22 protein-coding genes and 2 tRNA genes are annotated in these 21,083 nt (G+C 69.0%); 13 read left to right on the top strand and 11 right to left on the bottom strand.

Going from position 1 to position 21,083, the window contains the following annotated elements:
• Window positions 1–18: 18 nt before the first annotated feature.
• From yidC to rpmH, 4 genes are read right to left on the bottom strand one after another with little or no spacing between them, the layout of a single operon-like run.
• On the bottom strand, window positions 19–1,137 hold the full coding sequence (yidC, locus tag ACWDN5_RS01485) for a membrane protein insertase YidC (RefSeq protein ID WP_310968347.1): 1,119 nt from the start codon (window positions 1,135–1,137) through the stop codon (window positions 19–21).
• Between the two features lie 5 nt (window positions 1,138–1,142).
• Window positions 1,143–1,466: a membrane protein insertion efficiency factor YidD gene (yidD, locus tag ACWDN5_RS01490; protein WP_310968346.1), complete on the bottom strand. Its 324-nt coding sequence runs from the start codon at window positions 1,464–1,466 to the stop codon at window positions 1,143–1,145.
• 5 nt (window positions 1,467–1,471) lie between these two features.
• Window positions 1,472–1,909 (bottom strand): ribonuclease P protein component, encoded by a 438-nt coding sequence (rnpA, locus tag ACWDN5_RS01495; protein WP_449673832.1) that lies wholly within the window; start codon window positions 1,907–1,909, stop codon window positions 1,472–1,474.
• Window positions 1,910–1,929: 20 nt separating this feature from the next.
• A complete protein-coding gene (gene rpmH, locus ACWDN5_RS01500; RefSeq protein WP_043787046.1) occupies window positions 1,930–2,073 on the bottom strand; it encodes a 50S ribosomal protein L34 in 144 nt (47 codons plus the stop codon).
• 546 nt (window positions 2,074–2,619) lie between these two features.
• Here rpmH and dnaA point away from each other — a divergent pair.
• The 9 genes from dnaA (at window position 2,620) to ACWDN5_RS01545 (ending at window position 14,643) form a co-directional block, all read left to right on the top strand.
• Window positions 2,620–4,245 (top strand): chromosomal replication initiator protein DnaA, encoded by a 1,626-nt coding sequence (dnaA, locus tag ACWDN5_RS01505; RefSeq protein WP_449673833.1) that lies wholly within the window; start codon window positions 2,620–2,622, stop codon window positions 4,243–4,245.
• 836 nt (window positions 4,246–5,081) lie between these two features.
• Complete coding sequence (gene dnaN, locus ACWDN5_RS01510) at window positions 5,082–6,215, top strand: DNA polymerase III subunit beta (protein WP_310968343.1); 1,134 nt, start codon at window positions 5,082–5,084, stop codon at window positions 6,213–6,215.
• A gap of 87 nt (window positions 6,216–6,302) precedes the next feature.
• Complete coding sequence (gnd, locus tag ACWDN5_RS01515; protein ID WP_396136864.1) at window positions 6,303–7,193, top strand: phosphogluconate dehydrogenase (NAD(+)-dependent, decarboxylating); 891 nt, start codon at window positions 6,303–6,305, stop codon at window positions 7,191–7,193.
• A gap of 9 nt (window positions 7,194–7,202) precedes the next feature.
• Window positions 7,203–8,357 (top strand): DNA replication/repair protein RecF, encoded by a 1,155-nt coding sequence (gene recF / locus ACWDN5_RS01520; RefSeq protein ID WP_310968342.1) that lies wholly within the window; start codon window positions 7,203–7,205, stop codon window positions 8,355–8,357.
• A 106-nt stretch (window positions 8,358–8,463) separates the two neighbouring features.
• Window positions 8,464–9,069, top strand: a complete 606-nt coding sequence (locus ACWDN5_RS01525; RefSeq protein WP_449673834.1) for a DciA family protein — start codon at window positions 8,464–8,466, stop codon at window positions 9,067–9,069.
• Between the two features lie 197 nt (window positions 9,070–9,266).
• Window positions 9,267–11,234 (top strand): DNA topoisomerase (ATP-hydrolyzing) subunit B, encoded by a 1,968-nt coding sequence (gyrB, locus tag ACWDN5_RS01530; protein ID WP_310968341.1) that lies wholly within the window; start codon window positions 9,267–9,269, stop codon window positions 11,232–11,234.
• A 50-nt stretch (window positions 11,235–11,284) separates the two neighbouring features.
• Window positions 11,285–13,822 carry a DNA gyrase subunit A gene (gyrA, locus tag ACWDN5_RS01535; protein ID WP_310968340.1) on the top strand — a complete coding sequence of 846 codons (2,538 nt, stop codon included), beginning with the start codon at window positions 11,285–11,287 and terminating at the stop codon, window positions 13,820–13,822.
• A 50-nt stretch (window positions 13,823–13,872) separates the two neighbouring features.
• The gene (locus ACWDN5_RS01540; RefSeq protein ID WP_449673835.1) at window positions 13,873–14,520 is read left to right on the top strand and encodes a DUF3566 domain-containing protein; all 648 of its coding nucleotides are present in this window, start codon (window positions 13,873–13,875) and stop codon (window positions 14,518–14,520) included.
• A gap of 49 nt (window positions 14,521–14,569) precedes the next feature.
• Window positions 14,570–14,643 (top strand) — tRNA-Ile (locus ACWDN5_RS01545).
• A 60-nt stretch (window positions 14,644–14,703) separates the two neighbouring features.
• Here ACWDN5_RS01545 and ACWDN5_RS01550 read toward each other — a convergent pair.
• The 5 genes from ACWDN5_RS01550 to ACWDN5_RS01570 are packed head-to-tail and all read right to left on the bottom strand — an operon-like array spanning window position 14,704 to window position 17,492.
• Window positions 14,704–15,270, bottom strand: a complete 567-nt coding sequence (locus ACWDN5_RS01550; RefSeq protein ID WP_449673836.1) for an N-acetyltransferase family protein — start codon at window positions 15,268–15,270, stop codon at window positions 14,704–14,706.
• A complete protein-coding gene (locus tag ACWDN5_RS01555; protein ID WP_449673837.1) occupies window positions 15,267–15,614 on the bottom strand; it encodes an ArsR/SmtB family transcription factor in 348 nt (115 codons plus the stop codon). The genes ACWDN5_RS01550 and ACWDN5_RS01555 overlap by 4 nt, the downstream gene beginning before the upstream one ends.
• A gap of 41 nt (window positions 15,615–15,655) precedes the next feature.
• Window positions 15,656–16,063: an arsenate reductase ArsC gene (locus ACWDN5_RS01560; protein ID WP_310968336.1), complete on the bottom strand. Its 408-nt coding sequence runs from the start codon at window positions 16,061–16,063 to the stop codon at window positions 15,656–15,658.
• A complete protein-coding gene (gene arsB / locus ACWDN5_RS01565) occupies window positions 16,060–17,133 on the bottom strand; it encodes an ACR3 family arsenite efflux transporter (RefSeq protein WP_449673838.1) in 1,074 nt (357 codons plus the stop codon). The genes ACWDN5_RS01560 and arsB overlap by 4 nt, the downstream gene beginning before the upstream one ends.
• Window positions 17,130–17,492 carry a metalloregulator ArsR/SmtB family transcription factor gene (locus tag ACWDN5_RS01570; RefSeq protein WP_449673839.1) on the bottom strand — a complete coding sequence of 121 codons (363 nt, stop codon included), beginning with the start codon at window positions 17,490–17,492 and terminating at the stop codon, window positions 17,130–17,132. Before ACWDN5_RS01570 ends, arsB begins: the two co-directional genes overlap by 4 nt.
• Before the next feature lie 83 nt (window positions 17,493–17,575).
• Between ACWDN5_RS01570 and ACWDN5_RS01575 the strand changes: the two genes are divergently transcribed.
• Complete coding sequence (locus ACWDN5_RS01575) at window positions 17,576–18,055, top strand: ArsI/CadI family heavy metal resistance metalloenzyme (RefSeq protein ID WP_449673840.1); 480 nt, start codon at window positions 17,576–17,578, stop codon at window positions 18,053–18,055.
• Here ACWDN5_RS01575 and ACWDN5_RS01580 read toward each other — a convergent pair.
• Together ACWDN5_RS01580 and ACWDN5_RS01585 are read right to left on the bottom strand one after the other, a co-directional pair.
• A complete protein-coding gene (locus ACWDN5_RS01580) occupies window positions 18,027–18,896 on the bottom strand; it encodes a helix-turn-helix transcriptional regulator (RefSeq protein WP_449673841.1) in 870 nt (289 codons plus the stop codon). The two genes, ACWDN5_RS01575 and ACWDN5_RS01580, sit on opposite strands and share 29 nt — an antisense overlap.
• Window positions 18,897–18,954: 58 nt before the next feature.
• Window positions 18,955–19,758: an SDR family oxidoreductase gene (locus ACWDN5_RS01585; protein ID WP_449673842.1), complete on the bottom strand. Its 804-nt coding sequence runs from the start codon at window positions 19,756–19,758 to the stop codon at window positions 18,955–18,957.
• 133 nt (window positions 19,759–19,891) lie between these two features.
• Here ACWDN5_RS01585 and ACWDN5_RS01590 point away from each other — a divergent pair, with 133 nt between their 5' ends.
• The 3 genes from ACWDN5_RS01590 to ACWDN5_RS01600 all read left to right on the top strand — a co-directional run bounded on the left by ACWDN5_RS01590 (window position 19,892) and on the right by ACWDN5_RS01600 (window position 21,070).
• Entirely contained in the window at window positions 19,892–20,470 is a 579-nt protein-coding gene (locus tag ACWDN5_RS01590; protein ID WP_449673843.1) for a hypothetical protein, read from the top strand.
• A 329-nt stretch (window positions 20,471–20,799) separates the two neighbouring features.
• Complete coding sequence (locus ACWDN5_RS01595; protein ID WP_003100602.1) at window positions 20,800–20,967, top strand: DLW-39 family protein; 168 nt, start codon at window positions 20,800–20,802, stop codon at window positions 20,965–20,967.
• A 30-nt stretch (window positions 20,968–20,997) separates the two neighbouring features.
• Window positions 20,998–21,070, top strand: a tRNA-Ala gene (locus ACWDN5_RS01600).
• Window positions 21,071–21,083 lie beyond the last annotated feature (13 nt).

Genomic DNA, 21,083 nt, shown 5'->3' on the forward strand with positions numbered 1-21,083 from the left:
TCTCCGAACCGGTCGCGCTCAGCGGCGCTTCCGGCCCGACTTCCTGGTCGAGTCTTTGAGAAGGCCCGGCACGCCCGTGCCGTTGTCCTTCGAACCGTTCTGGCCGTTCGTGTCGGCCGGGGTCTTGTCGCCGTCGTCCGCGGCGGCCGCCGCCGGCGTGGTCTGGGCGAAGCCGTGGGCCGAGCCCGCCTTCGTGACCTTCTTCTGGGAGCCGGTCTGCGCGGGCTGGTTCTTCTTCTGCTGGACCGGCTTCTGACCGACCTTCGGCGCGGTCGGCTTCTGGCCCGGCTTCGGCCCGAGCGTCGCGCGCTTCTCGGCGGCCTCCGCCTTGCGGGCCGCCTCTTCCTTGTCGATCTTCGTGTAGACGAGGCGCTGCTGCATCAGGGTCCAGCCGTTGTTCGCCAGCCAGTAGAAGAGGAGGCCGAGCGGGAACAGCGCACCGAAGACGAGCACACCGAGCGGGAAGATGTACATCGTCAGCTTGTTCATGATCGCGGTCTGCGGGGTGGCCGACGCGGCGTTCTGCCGGGCCACCGAGTGCCGCGCGGTCAGGTGCGTGGCGATCGAGGCGACGATCATCAGCGGCAGGGCCACCGGGAGCACGCTCCAGTGGAAGCCGACGTTCGTGGCGCCACCGCTGACGACCCCGACACCGTTGTAGACGGCCTCACCGAGGTTGACGCCGAACAGCTTCGCGTTGACGTAGGACTCGACGTCGTGCTGGCTGAAGAAGTAGTTCTCGGTCTTCGGCCCGCCACCGGGCGGCGGCATGGTGAACGCGCGCAGGACGTGGTTCAGGCCGATGAAGACCGGGATCTGGAGCAGCATCGGCAGGCAGCTGCCCAGCGGGTTGACGCCGTGCTCGCGCTGCAGCTTCTGCATCTCCGCGGCTTGGCGCTGCCGGTCGTTCGCGTACTTCTTCTGGATCTTCTTCATCTCCGGCGCGAAGTCCTGCATCTTCTTCATCGACCGGACCTGGTTCACGAACGGCTTGAACATGATGCCGCGGACCGTGAACGTCAGGAAGATGATGCCGAGGATCCAGGCGACCGCGGTCGATTCCCCGAAGACGAACCCGAAGACCTTGTGCCAACACCAGAGGATGAAGGACACGGGGTAGTAGATGAAATCGAGCACTGCTGCTACTCCTCGATCGGTGTTTCAGGTCTGCGGTGTCGCCACGAGAATGTCTCGGGCACGGGGTCGCGGCCGGGTGGCGTCCAGGGGCCGCAGCGCAGCAGCCGGCGCAGCGCGAGGTAGGAGCCGCGGCCGGCGCCGTGCCGGGTCAGGGCTTCGACTGCGTACGCGCTGCAGCTCGGGTAGAACCGGCAAGCCGGCGGGAGGAAGGGCGAGATCGCCTTGCGGTAGAGCTTGATGGGGAGCAGCAAGACCCACGCGACGGGACCGGGCCGGGGAGGCTCGGGGTCGACGTCGTGGTCGTGGTCGTGCTCGGGGGTGGCTCGCATGCCGGTCACACCGCTGATCCGTGGTCGGGGGTCGCGTCCGCGGGACGCGTCGGGCGGGGGACATCCCCGGCCGGACGGCGCGACGACAGAAGCCCCAGCCGACGCAACGCGGCGTCGAGATCGGACCCGAGCTCGGCGCTGGAAGCGGTCGACGACGGCGGCAATGCCCGTACGACCAACGCAGTGCCGGCGGGCAGTGTTCCGAGCCTGGCCGAAACGAGATGACGCAACCGCCGGCTGACGCGGTGGCGGACCACCGAGTTGCCGACGGCCTTGCTCACCACAAAACCCGCCCTGGCCGCCGACGGCACAGCGTCGGCGGCCTCGGACGGGTCCGTGGTCAGCGCGTGGACGACGAGGCGGCGCCTGCCTGCCCGGGACCCGCGACGGAGAACCACGCGGAAATCCTCACTCCGCCGCAGGCGTGCGGCAGCCGGCAGCACAGCGCGCCCCGATCGTGCGATCAGGCGGACAGCGCGGCGCGGCCCTTGCGACGGCGGGCCGCCAGGATGGCCCGGCCGGCGCGGGTCCGCATGCGCAGGCGGAACCCGTGGGTCTTCGCGCGGCGGCGGTTGTTCGGCTGGAAGGTGCGCTTACCCTTGCTCACTGCTTCTCCTGTGTCTCGCGTCGGGCGGAAAGATTTCCTTCCCACCTGGCGTGTCGTGCGGGCGCACGGCAGTCTCTGGTGTCTCCTACCAACGTGTGGCCTCGTCACGACGAGCGACGACAACGTGGGCACGCGAAACGCACCCGTCGCATACGGGAGACCTTACGAGGGTACGCACCCCCGTCGGGCGGCCGGTAAGCACCCCCTCGGCCACGGTACGCGACCGGCGCGCGCGGCCGTGGCGGTCGACGCCGGGACACCGAATGGCCACGTCCTGTACACCGTGAAATGCTGGCCGCCGAGGATGCCTTGTGGCAGCGGACGGGGCTTGTTAGCGTGCCTCTTCCGGGTCACCGGTCGCGGTGCCCAGTCTCCGGGTGGTGGAGTGCCCACCGGCGTACGACGAGCCCGCAGGTGGCGGCGCCGCGGGTCGCCGTACATTAGTGCACAGCTGTGGACAACTATGTGGATATCCGCTGTGCCGATGCGCACGCAGGTCGCCGGGGTTCGGCCGTCCACGGAGACGAGGGGAGGGGAGCCAGACAGGTGTCGGATCACCAGCACAATCTGGGTGTCATCTGGGAACAGGTGGTACGTGAACTGTCCGACGGGACCCTCTCCCCCCAGCAGCGCGCCTGGATGCGGGTGACCCGTCCGATCGGCCTGCTCGACGGCACGGCGCTCCTGGCGGCGCCCAGCGACTTCGCGAAGGAAGCGATCGAACGCGGGCTGCGCGGCGCGATCACCGACGCGCTCTCCCGGCGGCTCGGCCGCGCGATCTCCCTCGCGGTTAAGGTCGACAGCGCCGAAGCCGTCGCCCCGGCGCCCGCCCCCCGGTACGTGCCGTCACCCGGCCGGGTGGAAAACGGCGCGAGCCCCGAACCCGCCCCGCCGATGCCGGCCAACGGCGCCCCGATGATGCCGCCGCCGCGGCCCGAACCGGCGCAGCCGCCGATGCCGCGGCCGATGCCGGCGCACCAGGCCGTCGTGCCGAAGCCGGACGACGGCGACGACACCGACGAGGAAGTCGACGAAGAGGGCGAGGCGCTCGCCGCGGTCCACGAGATCTGGCCGACGTTCTCCGGCCAGCCGATCGCCGGCCAGCCCTACACCGCGCCGGCGCAGCCGCAGACGTCGAAGACGAAGCTGAACGAGAAGTACACCTTCGACACGTTCGTCATCGGCGCGTCCAACCGCTTCGCGCACGCGGCCGCGGTCGCCGTCGCCGAAGCACCCGCCCGCGCGTACAACCCCCTGTTCATCTGGGGTGAGTCCGGGCTCGGCAAGACACACCTGCTGCACGCGGTCGGCCACTACGCGCAACGGCTCTTCCCGGGCATGCGCGTCCGGTACGTCTCGACCGAAGAGTTCACGAACGACTTCATCAACTCGCTGCGCGACGACCGCAAGGTCGCGTTCCAGCGGCGCTACCGCGACATCGACATCCTGCTCGTCGACGACATCCAGTTCCTGGAGGGCAAGGAAGGGACGCAGGAAGAGTTCTTCCACACCTTCAACACCCTCCACAACGCGAACAAGCAGATCGTCGTCAGCTCCGACCGCCCGCCGAAGCGCCTCGAAACGCTGGAGGACCGGCTGCGGACGCGGTTCGAGTGGGGCCTGATCACCGACATCCAGCCGCCCGAGCTCGAGACGCGGATCGCGATCCTCCGCAAGAAGGCGGCGCAGGACAGGCTGGCGGTGCCGGGCGAGGTCCTCGAATTCATCGCCTCGCGCGTCGAGGCGAACATCCGGGAACTCGAAGGCGCGCTGATCCGGGTCACCGCGTTCGCGTCGCTGAACCAGCAGCCCGTCGACAGCGCGCTCGCCGAGATCGTGCTGCGGGACCTGATCCCCGACTCGCACGCGCCGGAAATCACGGCGCCGACCATCATGGGCGTCACGTCCGAGTTCTTCGACGTCACGCTCGACGACCTGTGCGGCCCCGGCAAGACGAAGGCGCTCGCCACGGCCCGCCAGATCGCGATGTACCTCTGCCGCGAGCTGACCGACATGTCGCTGCCGAAGATCGGGCAGACGTTCGGCGGCCGCGACCACACGACGGTCATGCACGCGGACAAGAAGATCCGCAAGGAGATGGCCGAGCGCCGGCGGATCTACGACCAGGTGCAGGAGCTGACGTCGCGCATCAAGCAGCGCGCCCGCCAGTAGCACATCCCTTATTCCGCAACGACTTCGGGGCGTCCGCTCAATGTGGACGCCCCTTAGTCGTCTTTGGAGTGTCCACAGCACGTACACCCGCGAAGCAGCGAAGGCGCGTACGCGTGCTTCGCCAAACTCGCGAAATTTGTTTGTACACAAGGGGTTTTCCCCACCGTGTGGGCGGATTGCCCACAGTGCCAACGGATCTCCCACCAGCGCAGACACGGATTCCCTCCACACCCCGCCCACAGGCGATCCACAGCGCATCCACACCCTTGTCCACGCGGATTCCACAGGTTGCCCACATGCTGTGCACAGGAGGAGCCGATCACTCGTAAGAGCGATTCGGGCCGTTCTGTCCGCCCCCAGGAACAGTCCCAAACCTGGGGACAACCATGGGGACAACCAGGCGGATCTGTGGACGAATCGGGGGACGCCCGAAACCATCCACGGACGCCCCGGGTTACCCACAGGTCCGCCACCACGGTTACCCACACGCCCGCAAACCGTCCGACCTGCGCGAACGAGCTCGATCCACACAATCCACAACACCTACTACTGCTACTGCCTTTAGATCTCTTCTAAGAGAGAAAAAGATAAAAACAGGCGGCGGACGAAGTTGGGGACAGCTGCGCGATCGAGTCGTCATGTCGACAAAGTCAAGGGGAGGCCGAGGTGACGGCGGCGCCCGCGACGGCCTAACGTGGACGCCTGCACCTGGTCCGCGCTCCGGCCGCTCACGCGGGGGTGGGCGGACCGGCCGGAGGGGGCAGCCGGTCACTGCCCCGCGAGAACGAGGCCTGGCCCGAGCCCGCAGGGGGCTCGATCGTCGAAAGGATGCGCGCATGAAGATCCGCGTCGAGCGTGACGGGCTCGCCGACGCCGTCGCGTGGGTGGCCAGAAGCCTCCCCTCCCGGCCTCCGGTGCCGGTGCTGGGCGGTGTCCTGCTCGACGCCGGTTCGGACGGCGAAACCGACGCGCTGACGGTCTCCGGCTTCGACTACGAGGTCTCCGCCACGGTCGGGGTCCCCGCGACGATCGCCGACGGCGGCCGCCTCCTCGTGTCCGGGCGCCTGCTCGCCGACATCACCAAGGCGCTGCCCGCGCAGCCGGTCGAGATCTCCGTCGACGGCGCGCGCGCCACCATCACGTGCGGCAGCGCGCGCTTCTCCCTGCCGACCATGCCGGTCGAGGACTACCCGCAGCTGCCGTCCCAGCCCGCCTTCGCGGGCGAGCTCGCCGGCGACGCGTTCGGCCAGGCCGTCACCCAGGTCGTCGTCGCCGCGGGCAAGGACGACACGCTCCCGATGCTCACCGGCATGCGGCTGGAGATCTCCGGCAGCTCGCTGACCCTGGTCGCGACCGACCGCTTCCGGCTCGCCATGCGCGAGTTCACCTGGCAGCCGGCCGAGGGCCTGGCCGACGCCGCGGTGCTCGTCCCCGCGCGCACCCTCGCCGAGGCGGCCAAGACGCTCGGCGCGTCCGGCGCCACGATCCGCCTCGCGCTCGCGAGCGGCGAAGGCCTGCTCGGCCTGTCCGGCTCCGGCCGTTACACGACGACCCGCCTGCTCGACGCGGAGTTCCCGCCGTACCGCCAGCTGCTGCCGGCGTCGCACACCTCGCGCGCCGTGATCGAAGTCTCCGCGCTCACCGAGTCCATCAAGCGCGTTTCGCTGGTGGCGGAGCGGGGGACTCAGGTACGACTGGAGTTCGGGGACAACACGCTGCGGTTGTCCGCGGGCGGCGACGACGAGGGCAGCGCCGAAGAGGAGCTGCAGGTCGAGTACGAAGGTGAGCCGGTGACGATCGCGTTCAACCCGGGTTACCTCGTCGACGGCCTCGGCGCGCTCCACAGCGACCGGGCGGAGCTGACGTTCACCACGCCGAACCGCCCCGCGCTCATCAAGCCCGCCGACGCCGAGGGCAACGTCGTCCCCGGCTACCTGTACCTCCTGATGCCGGTCCGCCTGCCGGGCTGACCCGCCCACTTCCTTGGGGGGTCCGGGTGGCGGAGCCCCCGGCCGGGGCGAAGCCCCGTAAGACACTGAGCATGTAAGGGGATCTCGATGGTTCAGCTCGGTCTGATCGGCCTGGGCAAGATGGGCTTCAACATGCGTGAACGGCTGCGTGCGGCCGGGCACGAGGTGGTCGGCTACGACCGCAACCCGGACGTCAGCGACACGACCTCGCTCGAGGACCTGGTGTCCAAATTGGACGGTCCGCGGATCGTCTGGATCATGGTCCCGGCCGGCGAGCCGACCCGGCAGACCGTCACCGAGCTGAGCAACCTGCTCGCGAGCGGCGACATGGTGATCGACGGCGGCAACTCGAAGTACACCGACGACAAGCTGAATGCCGACCTGCTCGCCGCGAAGAACATCGGCTACGTCGACTGCGGCGTGTCCGGCGGCGTGTGGGGCAAGGACAACGGCTACGGCCTGATGGTCGGCGGTGCGGCCGCCGACGTCGAGAAGGCGATGCCGATCTTCGACGCGCTGCGTCCGGAAGGCCCGCGCGAAGAGGGCTTCTCGCACGCCGGTGACGTCGGTGCGGGTCACTACGCGAAGATGATCCACAACGGCATCGAGTACGGCATGATGCAGGCCTTCGCCGAAGGCTTCGAGCTGCTCGAAGCCGCGAAGGTCGTCAAGGACGTGCCCGCGGTGATCAAGGGCTGGCAGCGCGGCACGGTCGTCCGGTCCTGGCTGCTCGACCTGCTCGTGCGCGCGCTCGACGAAGACCCGGAGCTGGACGACCTCGAGGGGTACGTCGAGGATTCCGGCGAAGGCCGCTGGACGCTCGAAGAGGCGATCAACAACGCGGTGCCGGCGCCGGTCATCTCGGCCGCGCTGTTCGCGCGGTTCGCTTCGCGCCAGGAGCACTCGGCCGCGATGCGCGCGGTCGCCGCGCTGCGCAACCAGTTCGGCGGGCACGCGGTGAAGAAGGTCGGCGGGTAGGGAGCCCTGGTGTATCTGCGACACCTGCAGGTCACCGACTTCCGCTCTTGGCCACAGGCCGATCTCGCCCTCGAACCGGGGCCGACCGTGCTGGTCGGCCAGAACGGCCGCGGCAAGACCAACCTGCTGGAGGCGATCGGGTACGTCGCGACGCTGGGCTCGCACCGCGTCGCGACGGACGCGCCGCTGATCCGGCACGGCTGCGAACGCGCGCTGGTCCGGGTCGCGGTGGTCAACGACGACCGCGAACTGACCGTCGAGCTCGAGATCACCAACGGCCGCGCGAACCGCGCCCGGGTCAACCGCGGCGCGGTCGGCCGGCCGCGGGACGTGCTCGGGATCCTGCGCACGGTGCTGTTCTCCCCGGAGGACCTCGCGCTCGTGCGGGGGGACCCGAGCGAGCGACGCCGGTTCCTCGACGAGCTCCTCGTGCTGCGCGCGCCGCGGTACGCCGGGGTCCGGGCGGACTACGAGAAGGTGCTGAAGCAGCGGAACGCCCTGCTCAAGACGGCCGGGAAACGCCGTACGGGCCGCGAAGACCCGTACGCGCTCTCGACCCTCGAGGTCTGGGACGACCACTTGTCGGTGGCGGGCGCGGAGCTGCTGGCCGCGCGCCTGAACCTCGTCGCCGACCTCGCGCCGTACGCGGCTTCGGCGTACATGGGGGTCGCGCCGGACTCGCGTCCGGCGAAGATCGCCTACCGGTCGTCGCTGGGCGCGGCCCTGCCGGAAACGTACGGCGTACCGGACGGTGAACGGGCGCAACCCGAGGTACTGAAGGACGTCTTACTCAAGGCGCTGGGCGAAGCCCGCAAGGCGGAGCTCGAGCGCGGCATCAGCCTGGTCGGCCCGCACCGGGACGAGCTGGAACTGATCCTGGGCCAGGCGCCGGCCAAGGGCTACGCGAGCCACGGCGAGTCGTGGTCCTTCGCCCTGGCGCTGCGGCTCGGCAGTTACGAGCTGCTGCGCGGGGAGGCCGGCGAGCCGGTGCTGCTGCTCGACGACGTGTTCGCCGAGCTGGACCGCAAGCGCCGGGCCCGGCTGGCCGAGGTGGCCGCGAGCGCCGAACAGGTGCTGGTGACCGCCGCGGTCGACGAAGACGTGCCCGGGGAGCTCGCCGGGCACCGGTTCGTGGTGGCGGATGGTGAGATCACGCGTGGCTGAGCAAGGCGACCGGGCACCGCGGGTGACGGGCGGCACAAACCGCACCCGATCTGGGGACAAACCTGTGGACAGTGTGGATAACACGGTGAATGAGTTATCGCTGCCCGTGACTCTGCGGCCGGATGGGTGGCACAAAACGCCCGAAAACGACGCCCATCCTTCGGCAGGTACCGAGCGTGATGACCACGCTGGGCCGAACGAGACACCCCCGACCGGACGCGATCTCGCGCACGCCGCGCTGGAGGCCGCGAAGGCCAAGGCCAAGGAGCGGGGTGTCCCGCCCGGGCGCCGCCGTCCCGCGGTCGGCGGCGGGCAGAACCCCCGGCGGCGGCGCTGGTCGGGACCGGGCGCGGACGCGCGCGACCCGCAGCCGCTCGGCCGGCTGGTCTCCCGGCTGGTCAGCGACCGCGGTTGGAACGAGAGCGTCACCAGCGCCCGCGTCTTCGCGCAGTGGGCGCGGCTGGTCGGCGAAGACGTCGCCGAGCACGCGCAGCCGGTCGCGCTCAAGGACGGCGAACTCACCGTCCGCGCCAGCTCGACGGCGTGGGCCACCCAGCTCCGGTTGCTGCAGGGCAAGCTGCTCGCCAAGATCGCGGCGGGGGTCGGCAACGGCGTCGTCAAGCGGATGCGGATCCAGGGCCCGACCGCCCCGAGCTGGCGGAAAGGGCCCCGTCACGTGCCGGGCCGCGGCCCCCGTGACACGTACGGCTGACCCGGGTTGCGCGATGCTCGGTTGAATGGGCCGAGAACGCATCCAGACCTCCCGAGATACGTCAAGACTCGGCTCGAACCGATTTCGTCCGTCTGTGACGCGTTCAGGGGTGTCCTTGCCGCATGTCAGCGGACGCGGCCAAGTACACTGGAGGAGAGCGAGCGTCCGCTCGGGCGAGACGAGGAGAAACAACGCCGGTGACCGAGAACAAGAGCGAGTACAACGCGTCGTCGATCACGGTGCTCGAAGGCCTCGAAGCGGTCCGCAAGCGCCCCGGCATGTACATCGGTTCCACCGGTGAACGCGGGCTGCACCACCTCGTCCAGGAGGTCGTCGACAACTCCGTCGACGAAGCGATGGCCGGGTACGCCACCAAGGTCGAGGTTACCCTCCTCGCCGACGGCGGGGTCCGCGTCGTCGACGACGGCCGCGGCATCCCGGTCGACATGCACCCGAAGGAGCAGAAGCCGACCCTCGAGGTCGTGCTCACCGTGCTCCACGCGGGCGGCAAGTTCGACAGCGACTCCTACGCGGTGTCCGGCGGCCTGCACGGCGTCGGCGTCTCGGTGGTGAACGCGCTGTCGACGAAGCTGCTCGCCGAGGTCAAGTACGGCGGCCGCAGCTGGCGCCAGGAGTACACCGACCAGATCCCCGGCCCGCTGGAGGACCTCGGCCCGGCGAGCGAGACCGGCACCACGATCACCTTCTGGGCCGACGGGAACATCTTCGAGACCACGACCTACAACTTCGAGACCATCTCGCGCCGGCTCCAGGAGATGGCGTTCCTCAACAAGGGGCTGACGCTGTCCCTGCGTGACGAGCGCGTCGCGGACGAGGAGACCGAAGAGGACGCCGAGGGCAAGGTCGCGCGGGTCAAGGAGAAGACCTACTGCTACCCAGGCGGGCTCGAGGACTTCGTCAAGCACATCAACGGCAGCAAGGAGCCGATCCACCCCAGCGTCATCTCCTTCGACGCCAAGGGCACCGGCCTCGAGGTCGAGGTCGCGATGCAGTGGAACACCGGGTTCACGCCGTCGGTGTACACGTTCGCCAACACGATCAACACCCACGAGGGCGGCACCCACGAAGAGGGCTTCCGCGCCGCGCTGACCCGCGTCGTCAACGCGTACGCGCGCGACAAGAAGCTGCTCAAGGAGAAGGACGCGAACCTGACCGGTGACGACGTGCGCGAGGGTCTCGCCGCGATCGTCTCGATCAAGCTGTCCGAGCCGCAGTTCGAGGGTCAGACCAAGACCAAGCTGGGCAACAGCGAGGCCAAGACGTTCGTGCAGCAGACGTCGAACGAGTGGCTGGCGGACTGGTTCGAGCGCAACCCGACCGAGGCGAAGACGATCATCAACAAGTCGATCTCCTCGGCGCAGGCCCGGATGGCCGCGCGCAAGGCGCGTGACCTGGTCCGCCGCAAGGGCGCGCTGGAGATCGGCGGCCTGCCCGGCAAGCTGAAGGACTGCCGCTCCACCAAGCCGGAGGAGTGCGAGCTCTACATCGTCGAGGGTGACTCGGCCGGCGGCTCGGCCAAGGAAGGCCGCGACTCGATGTACCAGGCGATCCTGCCGATCCGCGGCAAGATCATCAACGTCGAGAAGGCCCGCATCGACCGCGTCCTCAAGAACACCGAGGTCCAGTCGCTGATCACCGCGCTCGGCACCGGCATCCACGACGAGTTCGACATCGAGAAGCTGCGCTACCACAAGATCGTGCTGATGGCCGACGCCGACGTCGACGGCCAGCACATCACCACGCTGCTGCTCACCCTGCTGTTCCGCTTCATGGCCCCGCTGATCGAGCACGGCCACGTCTTCCTGTCGCGGCCGCCGCTGTACAAGATCAAGTGGCCGCGGTCCGAGCCGGAGTACGCGTACTCCGACCGCGAGCGCGACGCCGTCATCCAGGCGGGGGTCGAGGCCGGCAAGAAGCTGCCGAAGGACGACGCGATCCAGCGCTACAAGGGTCTCGGCGAGATGAACGCCGAAGAGCTGTGGGAGACCACGATGGACCCGGCGAACCGGCTGCTGGGCCAGGTCACGATGGACGACGCCGCCCAGGCGGACGAGCTGTTCTCGGTCCTGATGGGCGAGGACGTCGAGGCCCGCCGGTCGTTCATCACGCGCAACGCCAAGGACGTGCGCTTCCTGGACGTCTAGGCGTCCCCCGTTCTTCGTCCCGCTAGGCCCCCGCACCCGAGAAGGACCTCATGACGGAAACCTTGCCGCCGGCTCCGGAACACGACCGGATCGAGCCGGTCGACATCCAGCAGGAGATGCAGCGCTCCTACATCGACTACGCGATGAGCGTCATCGTGTCGCGGGCGCTGCCGGACGTGCGTGACGGCCTCAAGCCCGTCGCCCGCCGGATCCTGTACTCGATGTTCGACTCCGGTTTCCGGCCGGACCGCGGGTACAACAAGTGCTCCCGCGTCGTCGGCGACGTCATGGGCAACTACCACCCGCACGGTGACTCGGCGATCTACGACGCGCTGGTCCGGCTGGCCCAGCCGTGGTCGCTGCGGTACCCGCTGATCGACGGCCAGGGCAACTTCGGCTCGTCGGGCAACGACCCCGCGGCCGCCATGCGGTACACCGAGTCCCGGCTCGCGCCGCTGGCCATGCAGATGCTGGCCGACATCGAAGAAGACACCGTCGACTTCTCCGACAACTACGACGGCCGCACGCAGGAGCCCGACGTCCTGCCGTCGCGGTTCCCGAACCTGCTGGTCAACGGCGGTTCCGGGATCGCGGTCGGGATGGCGACGAACATTCCGCCGCACAACCTGCGCGAGGTCTCCGAAGGCGTCGCCTGGGCGCTGGAGAACCCGGACGCGACCGACGACGAGCTGCTGGCCGCGCTGCTCGTGCGGATCAAGGGCCCGGACTTCCCGACCAGGGCGATGATCCTCGGCACGTCCGGCATCGAGGACGCCTACCGCACCGGCCGCGGCTCGATCCGGATGCGCGCGGTCGTCGAGGTCGAAGAGGACGCGAAGGGCCGGACCATCCTGGTCGTGTCCGAGCTGCCCTACCAGGTCAACCCGGACAACCTGGTCGAGAACATCGCGAACCTGGTCCGCGACGGCAAGCTCACCGGCATCGCCGACATCGCCGACGAGTCCAACAGCCGCTCGGGCATGCGGATCGTCGTCACGATCAAGCGCGACGCGGTCGCGAAGGTCGTGCTGAACAACCTCTACAAGCACACCCAGCTGCAGCAGAACTTCGGCGTCAACATGCTGGCCCTGGTCGACGGCGTGCCCCGCACGCTGCGGCTCGACCAGATCATCCGGCACTACGTGAAGCACCAGGTCGAGGTCATCGTCCGGCGGACCCGCTTCCGCCTGAAGAAGGCCGAGGAACGGGCCCACATCCTGCGCGGGTACGTCAAGGCCCTCGACATGCTCGACGAGGTCATCGCGCTGATCCGGCGCTCGCCGTCCGCCGACGAGGCCCGGCCGGCCCTGATGGAGCTGCTGGACGTCGACGAGATCCAGGCGACCGCGATCCTCGACATGCAGCTGCGGCGCCTCGCCGCCCTGGAGCGCCAGCGGATCATCGACCAGCTGGCCGAGATCGAGCTGGAGATCGCCGACCTCAAGGACATCCTCGAGAAGCCCGAGCGGCAGCGCGCGATCATCCGCGACGAGCTGATGGCGATCGTCGAGAAGTACGGCGACGACCGGCGCACGAAGATCATCGGCTTCAGCGGCGACGTCACCGACGAGGAACTGATCGCGGTCGAGGACGTCGTCGTCACCATCACCCGCACGGGGTACGCCAAGCGGACGAAAACGGATCTCTACCGGTCGCAGAAGCGCGGCGGCAAGGGCGTCCAGGGCGCGACGTTGAAGCAGGACGACATCGTCCAGCACTTCTTCGTCTGCTCGACGCACGACTGGATCCTGTTCTTCACGAACAAGGGCCGCGTGTACCGGACCAAGGCGTACGAGCTGCCCGAAGCCAACCGCAACGCGCGCGGCCAGCACGTGGCGAACCTGATGGCGTTCCAGCCGGACGAGCAAATCGCCCAGGTCATCGAGATCAAGAACTACGAGGTCGCGCCGTACCTGGTGCTCGCCACCAAGCGCGGCCTGGTGAAGAAGACCAAGCTCACCGACTTCGACTCCAACCGCTCGGGTGGCCTCATCGCCATCAACCTGCGCGAGGGCGACGAGCTGGTCGGCGCGGTGCTGGCGGCGGCGGAGGACGACCTGCTGCTGGTGTCGGCGGAGGGCCAGTCCATCCGCTTCCACGCGACCGACGAGGCGCTGCGGCCGATGGGCCGCCCGACGTCCGGCGTGATGGGCATGCGCTTCAACGACGGCGACGAGCTGCTCGGCATCAGCGTCGTCAAGGAAGGCAAGTTCCTGCTGGTCGCGACCGACGGCGGGTACGCCAAGCGCACGGCGATCGAGGACTACCCGGTCCAGGGCCGCGGCGGCAAGGGTGTGCTCACCATTCAGCACGACCGCAAACGTGGCAGGCTGGTGGGTGCGCTCATCGTCGACGCCGAGGACGAGCTCTACGCGATCACCTCGAGCGGCGGCGTGATCCGCACGCCGGCGGGCGACGTCCGCAAGGCGGGACGGCAGACGAAGGGGGTCCGGCTGATGAATCTCGGCGAAGGCACCACTCTTCTCGCGGTCGCACGCAACGCGGACGAGCCCTCGGACGTCGCCAATGGTGACGCTCCCGAAGCGCCGGAAGCAGCTGACGAGACCACGGCGCAGCCCGAGCAGTAAGTTCACAACTACGGACAGCGCCCCACGGCACGGGTAAGGACTGACTCTTCGTGACACCGACCGACAATCCCGAGGCAGCGGGTTCGAACGGAACGCCGGCGAGCCCGCCCTGGCAGCGGGTGGACAAGGAAGGCGACGCCGAAGCGACGGTCAAGCTGGCCACGGAGGAGGCGCAGCCCGTCCCCGCCACCGAACGCCCGGTGGTGACGGGCAGCGCAGCCCCCCGCCTGTTCGGCGGTAGCGCGGAAACGCCTCCTCCCGCGGCCGGCGAGGTCCCCCCGGCCTCGACGCAGCGAGCTCGCCCGAGCGCCCTGCGCCGCCCCGGCCGGGGCCCCCGCCGAGCATCCCTGCAGGTCAAGCGCTTCGACCCGTGGTCGGTCCTCAAGCTGTCCCTGGTCCTGGGCGTCGCGATGTTCTTCGTCTGGCTGGTAGCGGTCGGCGTCCTGTACACGGTGCTGGACGGCATGGGCGTCTGGGACAAACTGAACGGAACGTACTCGTCCCTGGTCGGCGGCGAGGGAGCGAACGCCTCGGCCGAACCCCTGATCAGCGCGGGCCGCGTGTTCGGCATCGCCGCCATCCTCGGCGCGATCAACATCGTCCTGGTCTCGGCCCTGGCCACGGTGAGCGCGTTCATCTACAACGTCTCAGCCGACCTGGCAGGAGGCCTGGAAGTCACCTTGTCCGAACGGGAGTGACCCGGTTGCAGGGCCCCTCCGGGGGTCCTGTAAAGTTCTCCTCGTTCAAGGGCCTATAGCTCAGGCGGTTAGAGCGCTTCGCTGATAACGAAGAGGTCCCAGGTTCAAGTCCTGGTAGGCCCACGCAAGTCAAGCCCGGTTCGCAATGTGCAAGCCGGGTTTTTTGCTGCCTGACTATCGATTTCAGTCGGACGCAATCCCAGCAGCGGTACTTCGCCGTTCGATCATCACGACGTCGCGCCACCGGCCGTGGTGCCGGCCGATCCGTTCGCGGGTCCCGAGTTCGCGGAAGCCGGCGCGGTGGTGAAGTGCTCTGCTCGCGGTGTTCTCGGGGAAGACGCCGCTTTGGATCGTCCAGATGCCCGCGTTCTCGGTCGAGCTGATGAGCGCATCCAGGAGCGCGTGGCCGACACCGCGGCCGCGTGCGGTCGTGCTGACGTACACGCTGTGCTCGACGACCCCGGCGTAGACGCAGCGGGAGGAGACGGCGCTGACCGCGGTCCAGCCGAGCACGTCCTCGGCGGCGTCGACGGCCACGAACCGGTGCGCCGGCAGGTGGTCCTCGTCCCACGTGGCCCAGTCGGGGGCGGTGGTTTCGAAGCTGGCGTGCCCGGTGTCGAGTCCTGCTTGGTAGATCGCCAGGACTTGCTCGGCATGAACGGCCGTCATCGGGACGACGACGGGAGGCGGGGTAGTGCGGATGATCGCCGAGTGCCCGGACAGCGGGACGCCGTCCCAGTCGGGGCTCATCGGGAGGTGTCGCAGGTGACAGCGGCGAACGGCAGCACTCCGCGGCCCATGACGACGTCGGCGGCGGTCGGGAAGCAGGACACGCAGCGCTGGTTGACCCGGTAGAGCCGGGCGGTGCCGCGCGGCTCGGCGAGCACGAACCGGGCTTCGGTGAGGATTTTCAAATGGGCGGACACCGTGGACTGGCCCACCTCGACCCGTTCGACGATCTGCCCGACCGTCAGCGGAGTGCCGGTGGCGGCCAGCAGGTTGAGGATCTGGACCCGCGTCGGGTCGGCCAGCGCGCGGAACCAGCCCGCGTAGGTCTCGGCAGTGTGGCGATCGAGCACAACAGCCCCCTTCATCGTCCATCGACGATAAACGATAAAGGGGAAGGGTGGAAGGTTCAGGACGTGGCGGGGACCAGCTCGGCGAGCAGGGCACGGACGCGGCGGTCGATCTCGTCGCGGATCGGGCGAACGTGCTCGACGGATTGGCCGGCGGGGTCGTCGAGCTGCCAGTCGAGGTAGCGCTTGCCGGGGAAGATCGGGCACGCGTCGCCGCAGCCCATGGTGATCACGACGTCGGCGGCTTCGACCGCGTCGGTCGTCAGCTTCTTCGGGACCTCCCGGGACAGGTCGAGCCCGATCTCGGCCATCGCCTCGCGCACGGCGGGGTTGATGCTGTCGGCGGGCGCGGAGCCGGCCGAGCGGACGTCGACCGCGCCGTCGGCGTGGTGCGCGAGCAGGGCAGCGGCCATCTGGGAGCGGCCGGCGTTGTGCACGCAGACGAACAGAACTTCGGGCGTGCTCACGGGGTGGCCTCCACAGGGGTCGGGGTGAAGCGGCGGCGTAGCGCCAGGGACACGTACACGAGCGCGATGAGCACGGGCACCTCGATCAGCGGCCCGACGACCCCGGCCAGTGCCTGCCCGCTGGTCGCCCCGAACGTCGCGATCGCCACCGCGATGGCGAGTTCGAAATTGTTGCCCGCCGCGGTGAAAGCGAGGGTCGTGGTGCGCTCGTACGACAAACCAACGGCGCGACCGAACGCGTAGGACCCGGCCCACATCAGTCCGAAGTAGACCAGCAGGGGCACCGCGATCCGGACGACGTCCAGCGGCCGCGCGGTGATCTGCTCGCCCTGCAACGCGAAGAGAACCACGATGGTGAACAGCAGCCCGTAGAGCGCGGCCGGGCCGACCTTCGGCAGGAACCGCGTCTCGTACCAGGTGCGGCCTTTGGCGCGTTCGCCGAGACGGCGGGTGAGGTAGCCGGCCGCCAGCGGGATGCCGAGGAAGATCAGCACGCTTTTCGCGATCTGCCACCCGGACACGGCGAGGTCGGCTTGGGGCAGGCCGAGCCAGCCGGGGAGGACCGCGAGGTAGAACCAGCCGAGCAGGCCGAACGCGAGGACCTGGAACACCGAGTTCAGCGCGACCAGCACGGCAGCGGCTTCCCGGTCGCCGCACGCGAGGTCGTTCCAGATGATGACCATCGCGATGCAGCGGGCGAGGCCGACGATGATCAGCCCGGTCCGGTACTCCGGCAGATCGGGCAGCAGCAGCCAGGCGAGGGCGAACATCAGCGCCGGGCCGATCAGCCAGTTCAGCACCAGCGACGGCCACAGCAGCCGCCGGTCACGGGTGACCGTGCCGAGCCGGTCGTAGCGGACCTTCGCCAGAACCGGGTACATCATCACCAGCAGGCCGAGCGCGATCGGCAGCGAGATTCCGTCGACCCGCACCGCGGACAACGCGGTGTTCAGGCCGGGGACCCAGCGGCCGGCCAGCAGGCCGGCGACCATCGCGGCGGCGATCCAGACGGGCAGGAGCCGGTCCAGGGTGGACAGCCTGCCGACCACCCCGGCGGGCGCGTCGGTCATGCCGGGACCGGGGTGTCGCCGGGGACGAGTACGGCCGACAGGCGGGCCAGCACCTCGGGGTGGACGCGGTAGTACACCCACGTCCCGCGCCGTTCCCCGGCGATCAGCCCGGATTCGCGCAGCACCTTGAGGTGGTGGGAGATGGTCGGGCCGGTCAGGTCGAAGGCGTCGGTCAGGTCGCACACGCACGCTTCGCCGCCGGCGTGGGAGGCGATCAGCGACAGCAGCCGCAGGCGGACCGGGTCGGCCATTGCCTTGAACAGCTTGGACAGCTCGACGGCCTGGCTCTCGTTCAGTGGTTCGCGGGCGAGCGGTGAGCAGCAGGCGTCCATCGCGATGATCGGCAGCTGTTTCGGCATACGTCTATCTTGACGAACTTCTAAGTAGAAGGCAATCTAAGCCGAGTTCCTGCTTCGACAAACGTCTATTCAAGGAGGATGCGATGTCACGGGTACAGCTCGCGCTACGGGTCGGGGACCTCGAAGGCTCGATCGACTTCTACTCGAAGCTGTTCGGCACCGAGCCGGCCAAAGTCCGCCCCGGGTACGCCAACTTCGCCATCGCCGAACCGGCGCTCAAGCTCGTCCTTCTGGAGGGCGAGCCGGGGCAGGCGACGGTCATGGACCACCTGGGCGTCGAGGTCGAGTCGACCGACCAGGTCAGCGAGGCCAGCAAGCGTCTGACCGGCGAGGGGCTGGAGACGCTGACCGAGGACGACACCACCTGCTGCTACGCCGTGCAGGACAAGGTGTGGGTGCACGGCCCCGGCCAGGAGCCGTGGGAGGTCTACACCGTCAAGGCCGACTCCCGGACCTTCGGCACCGACAGCGCGGCGCTCGCCACTCCAGCCACGTGTTGCACCCCCGACGCGGAAACCGGCCAGGCCGAAAAGGTCACTCGGCCCGAAGGCTGCTGCTCCTGACCTGGCCGGCCGCCCAGGACGCCAACAGGGCCAGGCCGTCCGCGGACGGCGTGCCCGCGGGGGCGGTGTAGACGTTCAGGAGCAAGCCGGGCTCCGCCGGCAGTTCCAGCGACTCGACGTCCAGGTCGAGCCGGCCCACTACCGGGTGGTGCAGGCGCTTGCGTCCGGATCGGTGGAGCCGCACGTCCTGGGACGCCCACCGCCGCCGGAACAGTTCACTGCGGGTCGACAATTCGCCGACGAGGGCGATCAACTCCTCGTCGTGCGGATTGCGGCCGGCTTCCATGCGGAGCTTCGCGGCCACGTCGCGGGCGATTCGGTCGTAGTCGACGAAGAACGTCCTGGCCTCTTGGGGATCCAGGTACACGAAACGCGCGGTGTTCGGCGGTCGTCGCGTGTCGGTCAGCATCGGGGCGTACAGCGCGCGGGCGAGGTGATTCACGGCCAGGACGTCGTAACGGCCGTTGCAAATCCACGCCGGCGCATCGGTGATGGCGTCGAGCACCTGCTGAAGCGCTGGCCGCACCGTCGCGGTGGAGCGACGGGGAACTCCGGACCGCCGCGCGAGGTGGAACAGGTGATCGCGCTCGGCTTCGTCGAGCTGCAACGCTGAAGCCAACGCGTCGAGGACGCCGTCGGAGGCGCTGGCGAGGCCGCCGCGCTCCATGCGCACGTAGTAGTCGACCGAAACCCCTGCCAGCAGAGCCACCTCTTCGCGGCGCAGACCCTTGACCCGGCGGTTGCCGCCGTAAGCGGGCAGTCCGGCTCGCTCGGGCGTGATCCGGGCGCGGCGCGAGGTCAGGAATTCCTTGATCTCGGTGCGGAGATCGATCGGGGCCACCTCGTCACCGTAAGCCCCGTCCGCCGGCGGCGGGAGGTTCTGCCAGTACCCCCGATGCCTACGTGCCGGTTGCGGTCGTGGCGATGCCGCCGTCGACCGGGATGACGGTGCCCGTGAGGTAGGCCCCGGCCCGGCCGGCGAGGAACACGGCGATCCCCGCCATGTCGTCGTCACGGCCGAGCCGGCGCAGCGGCGCCTTCGCCGCGATCCGGTCGCCGATGGCATCGAGCGTGGACGCCATCATCTGCGACGGGAACGGTCCCGGTGCCACCGCGTTCACCGTGACGTGCTGGGGGCCCAGTTCCCTCGCCAGCACCCTGGTGAGCTGGTGGAGCCCCGCTTTGCTGCTGGCGTACGAGTAGTTCGGTGCCTCGGCGACGTGGATCGCGGCGATGCTGCCGATGTTGATGACCCGCGCGGGATCGTCGGCGGTACCCGCCTTGCGAAGCGCCGGGAGCAGGGCCTGCACCAGCCAGAACGGCGCCTTGAGGTTGAGGTCGACGACGGTGTCCCAGGCCTCGGTCGGGAACGTCTCCAGCGGCTCTCGCCGCATCGCTCCGGCGTTGTTGACGAGGATGTCCAGGCGTTCCGAGTCAACCTCGACGAGATCGGCGAGCCGCCGGCATTCGTCGTACCTGGACAGGTCGGCGGGGATCGCCCGGACGTCGCCGAATCCGGACAGCGCCTGCTGTGCCTCCGCGCACGCGTCCGCCTTGCGCGAGCTGATGACGACGCGGGCGCCCGCCTGCAGCAGGCCGCGCGCGATCATCAACCCGATGCCCCTGGTGCCGCCGGTGACGAGGGCGTGCTTCCCCTTCAGATCGAAGAGGCCCGCGTGAGTGGTGAACTGGTTTTCCGGCATGGGATCCAGTTGACCGGCTTCCGGCACCGGCCGGGAGACCCTGGTGATCCAGGCACTGGGAGAGCCACCCGCGCTGTTCGCACCAGCAAATAGCTCGGTGTCGTTTCGGCAGGTCCGGGCTTAGCTTCGGGCGATGGCGAACGAACTGACCATTCCGCTCCTGCCCTGCCCTTCCATCGACGAGATCGCCTCCTTCTACGAGATGCTCGGCTTCGAGATCACCTATCGCCAGACGCGGCCGAACCCGCACGTCGCGATGCGGCGCGAAGACCTCAACCTGCACTTCTTCGGGATGGACGGCTACGACCCCGCGCAGTCGTACAGCACTTGCCTGGTCATCGTCGAAGACACCAGCGAGCTGTTCGAGGCCTTCGCGGCGGGGATGCGGTCCGTGCACGGAAAACTGCTCGTCTCCGGCATCCCGCGGATGACCCGGCCGCGGCTGCGCAACGACCGGTACACCGGGTTCACCGTCGTCGACCCGGGTGGCAACTGGATCCGGATCAACAAGGCCGCCAAGGAACCCGAGGCGCGGACCAAGCTCGCCAAAGCGATGGAGAACGCCACCAGGCAGGCGGACGCGCGCGGCGACGAACGCCAGGGGTTGAAGATCCTGGAAGGCGCCTTGAAGCGGGCGACCGGTGACGAACCGGAGTTCCGGGCGGCGCAGGAGTACCGCGACGAGCTCGTCGAACGGATCAACGGGGTCTGAGCCGTCTGGATACAGGTCAGCCCTGCCGGGAAGAGAAGTCCGGCAGGGCTGAGCGGTCACGGTCGGCGCGCCGCACGGTCGCCTCTCGGCGAGTGGCGCATCGCGGCTCCAGCCGTACGGAACTCCGCGAAGGCGATGAGTGAGGCCCGGGGGACACGGTGGGCTCACCGACCAATCCGTACAACAAGACCACCCGAGCCGGTATTTCCTACGGCGTGTGACGTGCGTTACCAGTGGTTCCACGTGGAACCACTGGCTGCCTGCCACCCGCCCGAAGCCGGTGCAGTAACATCGCGGGGTAAGGGAAGCAAGCTGAGAAGGGGGCTTCGGTGAAGAAGCTGCTGGCACTCGCCGTCATCGCGGGCGGCGTCCTGTTCGTCGTCAAGCGCAACAAGGCGGCCAAGGCCGAAGCCGACCTCTGGCGTGAGGCGACCGCGCCGGTGCCCTCCACCAACGGCACCACCCCGGCCAAGCCGGCCGGCGCTTCCCACAACTGATCTCCACCGCGGGCGAGCTGCCCGCGGTCCGGGGCTGTAGCTCAATTGGTAGAGCACCGCCTTTGCAAGGCGGGGGTCAGGGGTTCGATTCCCCTCAGCTCCACAACCCGAACGGC

This window comes from Amycolatopsis sp. NPDC003731, from assembly GCF_053586895.1.

What these genes read in the sequence shown, in the direction of transcription:
- yidD (WP_310968346.1), bottom strand. Translation starts at nt 1,466, where the DNA reads ATGCGAGCCACCCCCGAGCACGACCACGACCACGACGTCGACCCCGAG.
- dnaN (WP_310968343.1), top strand. Translation starts at nt 5,082, where the DNA reads ATGAAGATCCGCGTCGAGCGTGACGGGCTCGCCGACGCCGTCGCGTGG.
- gnd (WP_396136864.1), top strand. Translation starts at nt 6,303, where the DNA reads ATGGTTCAGCTCGGTCTGATCGGCCTGGGCAAGATGGGCTTCAACATG.
- gyrA (WP_310968340.1), top strand. Translation starts at nt 11,285, where the DNA reads ATGACGGAAACCTTGCCGCCGGCTCCGGAACACGACCGGATCGAGCCG.
- ACWDN5_RS01550 (WP_449673836.1), bottom strand. Translation starts at nt 15,270, where the DNA reads ATGAGCCCCGACTGGGACGGCGTCCCGCTGTCCGGGCACTCGGCGATC.
- ACWDN5_RS01555 (WP_449673837.1), bottom strand. Translation starts at nt 15,614, where the DNA reads ATGAAGGGGGCTGTTGTGCTCGATCGCCACACTGCCGAGACCTACGCG.
- arsB (WP_449673838.1), bottom strand. Translation starts at nt 17,133, where the DNA reads ATGACCGACGCGCCCGCCGGGGTGGTCGGCAGGCTGTCCACCCTGGAC.
- ACWDN5_RS01570 (WP_449673839.1), bottom strand. Translation starts at nt 17,492, where the DNA reads ATGCCGAAACAGCTGCCGATCATCGCGATGGACGCCTGCTGCTCACCG.
- ACWDN5_RS01575 (WP_449673840.1), top strand. Translation starts at nt 17,576, where the DNA reads ATGTCACGGGTACAGCTCGCGCTACGGGTCGGGGACCTCGAAGGCTCG.
- ACWDN5_RS01585 (WP_449673842.1), bottom strand. Translation starts at nt 19,758, where the DNA reads ATGCCGGAAAACCAGTTCACCACTCACGCGGGCCTCTTCGATCTGAAG.
- ACWDN5_RS01590 (WP_449673843.1), top strand. Translation starts at nt 19,892, where the DNA reads ATGGCGAACGAACTGACCATTCCGCTCCTGCCCTGCCCTTCCATCGAC.